The sequence below is a fragment of the Telluria sp. BA11 genome (assembly GCF_056680305.1).
The window spans coordinates 5,146,118-5,158,293 of sequence record NZ_CM155275.1; the positions used below are offsets into that span (position 1 = coordinate 5,146,118).

12 protein-coding genes are annotated in these 12,176 nt (G+C 63.5%); 6 read left to right on the forward strand and 6 right to left on the reverse strand.

Annotated features, from left to right (window positions below):
* The first annotated feature begins 12 nt into the window (after positions 1 to 12).
* Positions 13 to 471, forward strand: coding sequence for a DUF2721 domain-containing protein (locus tag AC1MGT_RS22735; protein ID WP_499502224.1), 459 nt, complete (start codon positions 13 to 15; stop codon positions 469 to 471).
* Positions 472 to 601: 130 nt separating this feature from the next.
* Here AC1MGT_RS22735 and AC1MGT_RS22740 read toward each other — a convergent pair whose 3' ends face one another.
* A complete protein-coding gene (locus AC1MGT_RS22740) occupies positions 602 to 982 on the reverse strand; it encodes a translational machinery protein (protein ID WP_332532083.1) in 381 nt (126 codons plus the stop codon).
* 180 nt (positions 983 to 1,162) lie between these two features.
* On the opposite strand from AC1MGT_RS22740, the gene AC1MGT_RS22745 reads away from it, so the two are divergent.
* Complete coding sequence (locus AC1MGT_RS22745) at positions 1,163 to 1,576, forward strand: Rrf2 family transcriptional regulator (RefSeq protein ID WP_499502225.1); 414 nt, start codon at positions 1,163 to 1,165, stop codon at positions 1,574 to 1,576.
* On the opposite strand, the gene AC1MGT_RS22750 is transcribed toward AC1MGT_RS22745, so the two are convergent.
* A complete protein-coding gene (locus AC1MGT_RS22750) occupies positions 1,554 to 2,498 on the reverse strand; it encodes a LysR family transcriptional regulator (RefSeq protein ID WP_499502226.1) in 945 nt (314 codons plus the stop codon). The genes AC1MGT_RS22745 and AC1MGT_RS22750 overlap by 23 nt on opposite strands.
* A gap of 116 nt (positions 2,499 to 2,614) precedes the next feature.
* On the opposite strand from AC1MGT_RS22750, the gene AC1MGT_RS22755 reads away from it, so the two are divergent.
* A complete protein-coding gene (locus AC1MGT_RS22755) occupies positions 2,615 to 3,865 on the forward strand; it encodes an SGNH/GDSL hydrolase family protein (RefSeq protein ID WP_499502227.1) in 1,251 nt (416 codons plus the stop codon).
* 10 nt (positions 3,866 to 3,875) lie between these two features.
* On the opposite strand, the gene AC1MGT_RS22760 is transcribed toward AC1MGT_RS22755, so the two are convergent.
* Positions 3,876 to 4,886 carry a tyrosine-type recombinase/integrase gene (locus AC1MGT_RS22760; protein WP_499502228.1) on the reverse strand — a complete coding sequence of 337 codons (1,011 nt, stop codon included), beginning with the start codon at positions 4,884 to 4,886 and terminating at the stop codon, positions 3,876 to 3,878.
* A 425-nt stretch (positions 4,887 to 5,311) separates the two neighbouring features.
* Between AC1MGT_RS22760 and AC1MGT_RS22765 the strand changes: the two genes are divergently transcribed.
* Positions 5,312 to 5,527, forward strand: coding sequence for a hypothetical protein (locus AC1MGT_RS22765; protein WP_499502229.1), 216 nt, complete (start codon positions 5,312 to 5,314; stop codon positions 5,525 to 5,527).
* 298 nt (positions 5,528 to 5,825) lie between these two features.
* Positions 5,826 to 6,413 carry a TMEM175 family protein gene (locus AC1MGT_RS22770; protein ID WP_499502230.1) on the forward strand — a complete coding sequence of 196 codons (588 nt, stop codon included), beginning with the start codon at positions 5,826 to 5,828 and terminating at the stop codon, positions 6,411 to 6,413.
* A 158-nt stretch (positions 6,414 to 6,571) separates the two neighbouring features.
* Here AC1MGT_RS22770 and AC1MGT_RS22775 read toward each other — a convergent pair whose 3' ends face one another.
* A complete protein-coding gene (locus AC1MGT_RS22775) occupies positions 6,572 to 7,534 on the reverse strand; it encodes an alpha/beta fold hydrolase (protein ID WP_499502231.1) in 963 nt (320 codons plus the stop codon).
* A 207-nt stretch (positions 7,535 to 7,741) separates the two neighbouring features.
* On the opposite strand from AC1MGT_RS22775, the gene AC1MGT_RS22780 reads away from it, so the two are divergent.
* Positions 7,742 to 8,212, forward strand: coding sequence for a DoxX family protein (locus tag AC1MGT_RS22780; RefSeq protein ID WP_499502233.1), 471 nt, complete (start codon positions 7,742 to 7,744; stop codon positions 8,210 to 8,212).
* Here the strand turns inward: AC1MGT_RS22780 and AC1MGT_RS22785 are convergent.
* Both AC1MGT_RS22785 and AC1MGT_RS22790 read right to left on the reverse strand, forming a co-directional pair.
* Positions 8,172 to 11,120 carry a sensor histidine kinase gene (locus AC1MGT_RS22785; RefSeq protein ID WP_499502235.1) on the reverse strand — a complete coding sequence of 983 codons (2,949 nt, stop codon included), beginning with the start codon at positions 11,118 to 11,120 and terminating at the stop codon, positions 8,172 to 8,174. The two genes, AC1MGT_RS22780 and AC1MGT_RS22785, sit on opposite strands and share 41 nt — an antisense overlap.
* 220 nt (positions 11,121 to 11,340) lie before the next feature.
* A complete protein-coding gene (locus tag AC1MGT_RS22790) occupies positions 11,341 to 12,174 on the reverse strand; it encodes an alpha/beta fold hydrolase (protein WP_499502237.1) in 834 nt (277 codons plus the stop codon).
* Positions 12,175 to 12,176 lie beyond the last annotated feature (2 nt).

Sequence of the window (12,176 nt, forward strand, 5' to 3'; positions counted from 1 at the left end):
GACAGCGTTGCAATGAACTTCCAGCTCGGCGATATCGGTCAGGTCATTCAGTTGGCAATTGCGCCCGTATTCCTGCTGGCTGGTGTCAGCATCCTGCTGATCGTACTGACCAACCGGCTTGGCCGCATCATCGATCAGATGCGCTTGTTGGAAGATCGCGCCATCAAGTGCGTCGATGCCGAGTGTGTGGCTGCGCTGAGCGGTCTGCACCGCCGCTCCAACCTGATCAACATCGCCATTGCCGCCAGCACGCTGTGCGGCCTGCTGATCTGTCTCGTGATCGCCATGCTGTTTCTCGGCGATGCCACCGGCCTGCCGCTCGTCCATCTGATTGCTGCCAGTTTCATCGGCGCGATGCTGGCCCTGACGACCAGCTTCATCTGCCTGATGCGCGAGGTCTCGATGTCGTACCGCCTGATGCGCGAGCAGCAGTTGATGGCGATGGCCATGTGCGCGGGTCGTGCGGCCTGACTGTCTGGCAGTCGATCTACTTCAATTGATACTGCTGAAGTTGCGCTTTATGCGCAGGCGTTAAAAAACCCGCTATGCCATGACGGCAAGCGGGTTGGTAGCGCGCTGGCGCTGAAAGACTGTCAGCGAATTACTGCATGCCGCCGCTGCTGATGAAATGCTCGCGTGCGTAGGCCAGCAACTGGCCTTCCGATGGATGATCCACGGTTTCGACGGACTTGATCTTGTCGGCGATTGCCGGCATCTTGCTCGTCAGGTAGGAGACGAACGCGGTCTTTTCTTCGGCCGGGCCCACGACCAGGATCTGCTCGCTGTCGGTCAGTGCAGCGGCGATGTCCTTGTAGAACAGCGTGTTGTCATCGCCGTTGACATGGTTGTCGCCGTGCTTCTGGTGCGGATGCGGGTGGGTCGAATGGGTTTTCATCGATTCGGATTCCGACGCATTCTTGTCGAAGTGGATGACTTGGGCTTTGGTGTGGTCTAGCCAGACGACGGCGTTATTCAGGGACATGGTTGCTTTCGTGATGTAGTGTGATTCGAGGATAGCGCATGTGCGGTGAAGGCTGGGTGCGCTACCACACGCAGGGGCATTGACAGTGCGCTAAACTGAAACTCGACGAATTGCATTCAACTGGCGGTGATATCGATACTCCTGAAGTTTCGGTATCATGGCGTCAGGAGGATCACAACGATGAGAGCAGATTTCAGACTGGCGCGCATGCTGCACGTCCTGAGCCATATTCACGGTCGCACCAACACCACGAGTTCCGAGGAACTTGCGGTCATGCTCAACACCAATCCCGTGCTCGTGCGCCGGATGATGGGGGGACTGCGCGCCGCAGGGTATGTGACGTCGACGTCCGGGCGCAATGGCGGCTGGGTATTGGCGGTCGATCCCGACGCGATCACGGTGCTCGATGTGTATCAGGCCCTGGAAGAACCCGTGATCTTCGCAATCGGCGCGAATGTCGATCATCCAGGCTGCCCGCAGGAACAAGCAATCAACGGGGCGCTCGAAGTGGCCATGGCCCAGGCGGCTGGCACCCTGCTGCGTGAATTCGGGCAGGTGCGCCTGTCGGCCTTCATCGCGCCTGCGGCGACGTGAAGAGGGCGTTCGTCCGATCGCTTGCCGCCGGCGCTGGCACCGCTACATGAAACCCGCCCAGCTGCCGGAATTGCTCCACCGTGAAGTCGATGAAGGTCTTCACGCGCAGCGGCTGATAGCGGCGAGACGGCGTCAGCACGTACAAATCCTGGTGGCCGGCGGCCCAGCCTTGCAGCACCTGCACCAGTGCACCGCGCGACAACAGATCGTGGACCAGCCAGTCAGGACAAACGGCAATGCCGCTGCCAAGCACGATCGCGTCACGGATCGCCAGCGCGTTATTGACGCGGTACCGGCTGCGCACCGTGACCTGGATCGCCTGATCGCCGCGATGCAGTTCGATGGTGGTGCCGGGTGTCCACGCAAAGCGCACGAAGTCGTGGCCATCCAGGTCGGCCGGCTGCCGTGGAACGCCGCGTTGCTGCAGATACGCGGGCGAGGCCGCCAGAAAGCGCGGGATCGTGGCCAGGCGGCGGCCGGTGACATCCGGCGGCAGCGGTCCACCTAGCCGGAAAGCGATATCGACGCCTTCGGCGACCATGTCGATGTAGCGGTCATCCAGTACCAGTTCGATCTCCACGCCGGGATGCGCCGCCAGAAAGCGCCCGACGATCGCGTTGAGCTGCAGCTGCCCCAGGCCGACCGGCGCATTGATGCGCAGGAGGCCCGACAGTTGCCCTGCCATGCCCTGGACAGTACCGACGGCAGCATCGAATCCGTCGAGCACCAGTCTGGCATCGAGATAGAACTGCCGCCCCTGTTCGGTCGGCGACAAGCCCCTGGTGCTGCGCTGGAACAGCCGCACTGCCAGATGCTGCTCGAGCTGGGCCAGCAACTTGCTGACCGTCGGTTGCGTGGTCCCCAGATCGCGTGCGGCCGCCGACAAGCTGCCCAGCTCGAGTGTTCGTACAAATGTGCGCATGGCCCGGAGGGTATCCATCGATATATTCTCGAATCGAATGAGTGATGTTCCAATCTACCATCTTCCTGCCGATATCCGAATGACCTACCGTGGGCCCATCACCAACAAGGGATCCCATGAACCATCACTTTCACACCGCAGCGATCTGGATCGCAATCACACTCGCAGGCAACGCGCATGCAGGAGAAGTACGAACGAACTGGGTGACGTCCTGGTATGCAGCGTCCCAACCCGGCTGGGACAGCACGTTCGTCTTGCCGATGAACGTCCCTGCATTTCTGGAGGATGAGACCGTACGTGAGTACGTTCGCATCAGTGCCGGCGGGGATCGCATCAAACTGGTCTTTACCAACCGTTATGGCAAAGTCCCGCTCGACATCGGCGCGGTCAGCGTGATGACGCGGGCGGTGACGTTCGCAGGCGCGCGGCATGTGATGATCCCGCCTGGCACGTCGGTCACGAGTGACCCGATCTCATTGCCCGTTATGCCGCTGGCGCTGCTGCACGTCACGACCTATCTGCCACGGCGCACCGCCATCACCGGGTTCCACTGGGGCGCGTCGCAACGTATCAGCGTCGCTGCCGGCAACGCCATGCAGCCGGCCGATTTCTCGAAGGCGGCGCGGGTGGAAGGGCGCTTGTTTCTCAGTGCCGTACTGGTCGATGCATTACCGGGTGGCCGCACGGTGGTGGCGCTGGGCGACTCCATTACCGACGGCAATGGGTCGACGCCGGATGCGGATCAGCGCTGGCCCGATTTCCTTGCGCGCCGACTGGCGCCGCATGGCATCGCCGTGGCCAATGCCGGTATTTCCGGTGCGCGGCTGCTGAAAGATGGCATGGGCGAGAGCGCGCTGGCGCGATTTGGGCAGGATGTGCTGGGGCAGCCCGGGGTATCGGACGTGATTGTCCTGTTGGGTATCAACGATATCGGCTGGCCTGGCAGTCCATTCGCGCCGGCTGAACCGATGGTCACGCCCGACGAATTGACAGCGGGCTTTCGCCGGCTTGCGGCCACCGCGCATGCCAACGGCATCCGCATCACGGTTGGTACGCTGCCGCCGTTCGAGGGGGCGCTGGAGGGAACGCCGTTTGCCGGGCATTACAGCCCGCAGAAAGAGGCATTGCGCATGCGCTTGAACGACTGGATTCGTGGCGCCGGCATGTTCGATGCGGTGGTCGACTTCGACGCTGTGCTGCGCGATCCAGCGCGACCGCAGCGCTTGCAGGCCGCGTTCGATTCGGGCGACCATCTGCATCCGGGCGATGCCGGGTATCGCAGAATGGCCGATGCCATTGATATTGGCGCCATCGTTGTGCGTGATCCGGGCGCTCGTCGTGAGGCTGCTTCGGCCCGGCCACGGTGAGCCGGTCCGATCATCCTTGGTCGTCGGTGTTGTCGCCTGGATCCGGCTTGACGCGCGTGAGCTTGTAATCGGCCGCAGAGCGCTCGAGCGCCAGGCCGAGCACGTCCTTGAGGTCGTCAGGACTCGCGCCGTTGTCGAGCTGTTGCTTGGCGAACGTGTTGCGCAGCGTGCGGCCGCCGGAGCGCGCCAGATCCATCCCGGCGCGCTCGAAGGTGGCGCGCATCTGCACATAGACCGTTTTCCTCGTCATCCTGGCGCCGGCTGCATTGGCCGGAAAGACGAACTGGCCAGGGATGGCCAGCGTCTCGCGCTCGGCGAGCCATGGCAGCAGCTCGTCGGCGCCGTCGCGGGGGAGGGTGATCGTGTGTTCGTGGCTGGTGTCATGCTTTTCGTCGGGCGTGATGGTCAGCACGATCGAGCCGTCAAGCGCCTGCTGGCGGCCGATCTCGGACATCAGCAAGCCGATCGCTTCTGATACGCGCAAACCGGCCAGGGCAATGACGACCTGCATGGCACGATCCCGGCGGCGCTTCCAGCCCTCGAACGGGGTACTGGTACGGCGCTGCGGCGCCTCGGCTGGCAAGGCCGCAAAGAACCGCACCAACTGCTCGTCAGACAATGTACGGCCGGCTTCATCGCGCGTCATGTGGGCACGATCGATGTTGAGGATGGCGAGCTGCGCCGGGTTGGGGTTGACGTCCAGGTGCTCGTAGCAGCGCTCAAGGAGACGCAGGTAGCGGTAGGCGATCTTGCTGTTGAGGATCAGCTTTCCCTTGACAGTGCGGCCGATGAAACGGGCCAGGTCGGCGTGCGTGACCGTGGAGAAGGTGAGGCCTTGCTCCAGCATCCAGCCCGCCACGTTGGCAAACATGAAGTTGTAGATTTTCGCCGATGCTGCAGACGGAATGCGCAACGTGCCGTCGGCGGGCAGGCGGCGGCCCGTCTCGGCGAAGTCCGTGGTGGCGACAAATGCCTTGAAGGCGTTGATGGGATCACGGTCCCATGAAGTTGGTGTGGGCATGAACAAACGGGTCGGATGGAGATGAATGAGAATACCATAAAAAGGTAACTAACCAACACAGAAATCACCCAAAGCCACCATAACCCCATGTTCGACTGCATTCAAGACAGCAACCCAACAACCAGCTTGCAGAAGGAAGGTTTGATCGTACCTCGACCGACGGGGAGAAGTCCGTAATCTGGTGGATCAACGCAGTTCACTTTAGACAGGCTGATGCAGGAGGAGGGAACAATCAGTGACGTATCTGGCGACGCGTGACTTTCTGTGAGGTTCGAGGGATTTTTGTGAGATACCATCGAATCGGAGCTTGCGTTCATCTAACTGGAGGAAATATGCATCGATGCCCTCAATGTCACGATCGCTCCATCTCCGCTTCTTCGACGTTATTTACGACGCTCGACAGCACCGTGGCGTGCCCGACATGCATGACGATACTGCGCATCAAACGAAAATCGACGAATCACCTGGTGATCGCATACATGTGTCTCCGGGCGCTCCTGTCATCATTGCTACCAGGGGGCTATCACGTCGGGATGTTCATGGAAGCGAGCGTGATCATTGCCTTGGCAGTGATGCAATTCCTGTTGATTGAATACGAAGTTGTCGACGGCAGAAAGTCGCCACTTTCTTCGCCGGGCTAGTCGCTCCGGGATCATCTGCCGTTGGTCCCGTAACAGTCGTCCACCTGCGGCGCTGAAGCGACAATGAACAGGCTGACAAAGGAATCTAAACCGGAACTCCAGCAATTACGGAAAATTTTGTCGCGCTACCCTTGATGGATGCTTTGATCATCCCGGTGCAAATACCCGTCGCTCTTGCACTGGAAAAGGCGGCATTTGTGCCGGCAAAAAGGGACTGAGAATCGGACGCAGCCCGGCGGCCAGCACCACTATCTTTTGACAGGGGACAGCGCGCCGTCGTGCGCGCTAGGGTGGCGGCATGGACAAAAACCGCACCGAGGCATTCAGCGACGGCGTCATCGCCATCATCATCACCATCATGGTACTTGAGCTGCATGCGCCTGCCTCCAGCAGTCTGGCCGCCATAGCCGATGCCGGGCCGGCTCTGGCGCGCTACCTGCTCAGCTTTGTGTACGTCGGTATCTACTGGGTCAACCACCATGCTCTGCTGGACCGGGTGCGGCGCATCGATGCGTCGGCCCTGTGGGCCAACCTGCACCTGCTGTTCTGGATGTCGCTGATTCCCTACGTGACTGCGTGGGCCGGCCAGTACCCGATGGATCCGGTACCGGTGGCACTGTACGGCGTCATTCTGATGAACTGCGCTCTGGCCTTCACGCTGTTGTCGTGGTGCCTGCAGCGCGGTAGCGGCGCTGCAGGCACTGCCTGGACCAGCCGCAAGAACCGCATCTCGGTGCTGATGTACGCATTGGCCGTCCTGCTGTCGCTGTGGTCCACGCTGGCCGGTGCCCTGATCCACATGCTGCTCGCACTCATCTGGTTACGGCCGGACGTTCGCCAGCCGTCCACGGAAGCGGCAGACAGGGCAGAGACCCGAAACAGATGAGGAGAACACTGTGCTCGACCACGTGGAAGCACAGGTCTCCGCCTGGGTCGAAAGGCTGCGGCTGCCGGTAGAGGCGCCCGGCGCACTCGTGATCGCCGCCCGGGTACTGGTCGCACCAGCCCCCGTCCGGGAAGCCGGCGCAGCGTGCCTCAAGCGCGTCAAGCCTTGATGAAGGCCAGCAGGTCCTCGTTGAGGCGGTGCTTGTGGGTGGTTGGCAGGCCGTGCGGCGCGCCTTCGTAGACCAGCAGGGTGGCGTTCTTCACCAGCTTCGCCGCCGCCTTCCCAGAGGCGTCGATCGGGACGATCTGGTCGTCCGAACCATGCACGATCAGGGTTGGCACGTCGATCTTCTTCAGGTCGGCGGTAAAGTCGGTCTCTGAAAATTGCTTGATGCAGTCATAGGCATTCTTCAGCCCACACTGCATGCCCTGCGCCCAGAACGTGTCGCGCACGCCCTGCGAGATTTTCGCGCCCGGACGGTTGTAGCCATAGAAGGGTAGCGTCAGGTCCATGAAGAACTGCGAGCGGTCTTCCACCACTGCCTTGCGGATGCCGTCGAACACGTCCATCGGCAGGCCGCCGGTGTTCGTGGCCGACTTGACCATCTGGGGCGGCACCGCGCCCACCAGCACCGCCTTGGCCACGCGTTGATTGCCATGGCGACCGATATAGTGTGCCACTTCGCCGCCGCCGGTCGAATGGCCGACCAGCACCGCGTTCTTGAGGTCGAGGTGCCGGATCAGTGCCGCCAGGTCGTCCGCGTAATGGTCCATGTCGTTGCCGTTCCATGGCTGGCTCGACAGACCGTGGCCGCGGCGGTCGTGCGCGATCACGCGGTAGCCCCGCGATGCCAGGAAAAACATCTGGTCTTCCCAGGCATCGCCCTGCAACGGCCACCCATGGCTGAACACGACTGGCTGGCCGCTGCCCCAGTCCTTGTAATGGATGACAGTGCCGTCCTCGACGGTCAGGTAGTTGCCGGCGCGCCCGCCCGGCATGGAGGGACGTTGTGGCTTGGTCGCAGCGGCGGCGTTGCCGGCCACCGCAAGGCCGGCGCCGATGGCGCCGGACGCAGCGCCCGCAAGGAGGCTGCGGCGCGACAGGGTAGCTTGGTTCGACATGATGGATCCTTTCAGGTTGGACAGAAGCCTGTGCTCGCAAGCCCAGGGCTGGCTCCAGTCTAAAGAAGCGGGCCTTGCCTGAACCCGGCCAGAAGGCCAGGCCACCGGGACTGGCCGAACGATACGGGCCGTCCCGCAGTCCGGTCGCTACCATGCTGCTGCATACCCCGGACCCTGCGGGCTCACGACATCAATTCAGGAAATCACATGCATACGCTTATTCCGGCAGCAACCCGGCAGCATGCGGCAGCGCAGACGCGCGGTGACATCATCCGCTGGTGCTGCCTCTTGCTGCTGTGTTCGGCCTATCTGCAGGGCGGGCTGCAGAAGGCGCTCGACTTCCCCGCTGCGGTGGCCGAAATGCACCATTTCGGACTATCGCCCGCTGCGCCTCTTGCGCTGGCGACCATCGCCGGTGAGCTGCTCGCGTCGATTCTGGTCCTGTCCGGCAGGATGCGCTGGGCAGGCGCCGTCTACCTGGCGGGGTTCACCCTGGCGGCGAACCTGGTCGCCAACCGCTTCTGGGACATGTCGGGCATGGCGCGCACGATGGCGCAGAACGGCTTTTGCGAGCACCTCGGCCTGGCAGGCGCTTTCCTGCTCGTGGCTTGGAACGACTGGACGCGTGACGACCGGTTCAGCCGGCATAGGCCCGCACGCCGGGCACCGTCAGCCTGATAACCGCGCCTGCGCCGCTGCCCGATTCGAGTTCCAGGATGCCGCCGATGCGATCGGCACGCTCGCGCATGCCGACCAGGCCCCAGCGGCCGTCGGCGGCGCCCTTGTGCAACACCGCTGCGTCGATGCCCTGTCCATCGTCCGTAACGGACAGTACCAGACGCTCGTGCTGATACTCCAGGTTCGCATCGACGTGGGAAGCGGCCGCGTGGACACAGGCGTTGTGCAGCGCTTCGCGGGCGATGGCGGCCACCTCTGCGCCGATTCCGACAGCAAGGCGGCGCCGAAGGCCGCTGGTGCGCAGGCCGATAGCGATGTCCGGATGCGCCACCCGCAACTGGGCAATGCTGTCCTCCAGCAGGTCCTCGGGCTGTTCGCTGCCGACTGAACGCAGCTCTTGCAGCTGTTCGCGCCCCTCGCCGAGCGCCCGGCGGGCATGGCCGAGCACCTGTTCGATCTCGCCGCGCGCACCCGCGTCCCTGGGCAAACCCGCGGCGATCGCATCCACACGGAACACCAGGCTCTGGACCGTCTGCAGGAAGGTATCGTGCAAGGTACGTGCAATGCGTTCGCGCTCGGCCATCTTCACGTGCATGCGCTCGGCCACGCGCCGGGTCAGATAACGTACACGGTAGCGATAGGCCAGGAACAGCAGGGCAGCTATCAGCGCCATGCCGAACAGTTTGAACCACGTTGTCTGCCACATTGTCGGTTCGACCGTAAAGCGCAGCACCGCCTGGGTCGCGCTGCGCACGCCGTCTTCGTTGATGGCGTGCAGGCGGAATACATAATGTCCTGGCTTCACATTGGTATACGACGTCGTGCGGCGCGTGCCGGCGTCTTGCCACCCCGAATCGATCCCTTCCAACAGATACTCGAAACGCACACGCTCCGGCATGCGCAGCGAGGGGGCGGTGAAGTCGACGCGCAAACGTTCGGTACCCGGTGGCAGAATCGCCGCGTTCCAGCCGGGCAGTCCGGGGGTGAACACGGCCTTGTCGCTCGACAGGGACAAGATCAATGGTGTCGGCGCAACGTGGTTACGCTTCAGGTTCGCGCTGTCGACGCGCATCACGCCCCCGGTCGCTACCAGCCAGAGCGTGCGGCCGTCCACGGTCCATGCGCTGCGCCAGCGACTTTCGATGACGGCCCGGCCGGGATAGCCGTCCAGGGCATTGAAGACTTCGTAATTCAGCGGCAGATCGGGATTGTCGATGCTGCGCTTCCAGTTTGCAGCTGTCACATGGACCAGTCCAGCGGCGCCGTTCAGCCAGCGGTCACCGTCGGCCGTGACGACGAAGCCCGAGACATTGCGCAGGACACTCGCGTCGAGAGCGTGCAGCATGCGCAAGGCGCCACCCTGTACGACACCGGTGCCGTTGTCGCCACTGAGCACGAGGTCGTTTTCTGGAAAGATCGCCGCAGTCATGCCGAGGGCACGGATATCGATGGGCGGGCGGGTGGCGTCGGTCGCGAGGTCGTAATGGAATAGCTCGCCGTTTCCGGTAGCCAGCCACATCTGCCCAGGCCCGGCCAGGGCCGACTGATAAATCTTGGCCGGCAGGCTGAAGTTCCTGCCAGGCTGCCATTTGCCATCTCGCCAGCCGATCAATCCGATATCGGCTGCTGCTGTCCACAAGACCTTGCCGTCGTCCAGGATACCGAACAACCGCCGGTCCATCGGCTTCCCGTCGGCCCCTGGGGGCAGTGGTATCTCCGCCGCACCTTCCGCATGATGACGCCAGATGCTGCGTTTTCCGCCCACCAGCAAGGCGCCGGCAGGGTCCCGGCCCAGTACCGTGACCGGATGCCGGGGCTCCACCGGCACTGCGCGCTCGGGCAGCAACTGCCACATCTTGCCCGTCACTGCATTCGCGGTCCACATCCGTCCAGCGCCATCGGCGACCGTGCTGTAGACAACGCCTTCTCCCTCCAGTTCGGTGGGAAGCACCCGCTTCGGGCGAAACCGGTCGATTCCGCCTTCAGACGTGACCCAGGTCGCGCCTTCGCGATCCACCAGGATCGAGGTCAGGGTCTTTCCTGACATCTGGATCGTCGCGTCGGCGGGCGCGCCGGCCGGCCGCGCCACCTTGTATCCGGGAGCGGCATGACGCGCGGCGCCTGGCACCACGCACGGCGGCCCGGAACAGTCGAGCATCCACAGGGCGCCGTCGTCGGAGAACTGGCCTGTGCCGAGCGCCTCCGGGGAACGCGGGACAGTGCGACGGCCGGGCGAGGCGCCGGCCGGCAGCGACTGCATCTCGCCTTCGCCGGAGATCAGCCACAGCCTGCCGTCGGGCGCGCGCAGCAGGTCGCCCCCCTTGTCCAGAATGCGCGAGAAGCGGCGGGTCTGCCGGTCGAGCCGCCAGATACTGTGATCCCTGCTGATCCAGAGCTGGCCTTGCCCGTCCAGCAGGAAGCCACGCACGTCGAGTGCATCCCAGTCCTCACCCGCTTGAACGGCCAGCCAGCGATCTCCTTCGAGGCGATAGACGCCCTTGCTGACCATCCAGACGCTGCCATCGGCATCGGCCGACAGGACGTCGATCATGGCGCCCGGGTCCGGCGCTGGGGGCAAGTCCTGCAAACGGCCATCGGGATGCAGCACGGACATGCCTTCGGCAGCCCGGCCCATATACAACTCGCCGCGGCTGCCAGCGTGCAGATAGCGGATCATGTTGCGGTTCAGGCCCAGGCCGGGCGGAAGTGGATAGCGTGAGAACTGCACACCGTCGAACCGGTACAAACCGTCCATGGTGCCGAGCCAGAGCCAGCCGTCGGAGGTCTGCGCCATTGCGCGGATCGCTTGCGGCGCGCCTTCCTCGGCGGTCCAGCGCGTGTGGTGGTAGTTGCGCAGGTTCGGCGCTGGCGACAGCGTCTCGGCGGCCCCAACGGCCGGCGCAAGCATGGCGATCGCCAGCAGGGGGAGGGCGCGCAGCCATGCGCCGGGTGAAATGAGTGCGCTTGTGACCACTTTGCCTTGAGCTTGTCTGTCCTGAGGTGAGTGCGATACTAATTGAAGAAAGACGAAAGTGCCAGTGGGATGTAAGGACGGCGCGACGCCAGCGGCCGACACCCGATGTGCTGGACGCTCAGCACTCCCGCCTCAGGCGGGAGTGCCAGGCGCATCAGCTGCGCAGGAAAGCCAGCAGTTCGGCGTTCAGCTGGTCCTTGTGGGTCACCGGCAGCGCGTGACCTGCGCCCTCGTACACTGACAGGCGGCCCTGCGGCAGCAGTTCGACGGCACGGCGCGCGGTGCTGGCCAGCGGCACGATCTGGTCGTCGTCGCCGTGTACCACCAGTGTCGGCATCGTCATTTTCTTCAGGTCTTCCGTGAAATCGGTCTCGGAGAACTGCTTGATGCAGGCGTAGGCGCTCTTCAAGCTGCACTGCAGCCCCTGGATCAGGAAGGTCTGCAGCTGGCCGTCGGAGGTTTTGGCACCCGGGCGGTTGAAGCCGAAGAATGGCACCGCCAGATCAAGGAAGTACTGGGCACGGTCGGTCTTGACGCCGTCCCGGATGCCGTCGAACACCGACATCGGCACGCCGTCCGGATTCGCAGCCGAGACGATCATCTGGGGCGTGACCGCGCCCACCAGCACTGCCTTGGCGACGCGGTTGGTACCATGGCGTCCGATGTAGCGTGCCACTTCGCCGCCGCCGGTCGAGTGGCCAACCAGGGTGGCGCCGGTGATGTCCAGCGTTTCGAGAAGTGCCGCCAGGTCGTCGGCGTACGTGTTCATGTCGTTGCCGTGCCAGGCCTTGCTCGAGCGCCCATGGCCGCGGCGGTCATGCGCGATCACCCGGTAGCCGTGCTCGGCCAGGAACATCATCTGGTTTTCCCAGGCGTCGCCATTCAGCGGCCAGCCGTGGCTGAACACCACCGGGGTGCCGTGGCCCCAGTCGGTAAAGTAGATGATGGTGCCGTCGTGGGTGGTCACGGTGTTGATGGTGTGGCTCATGG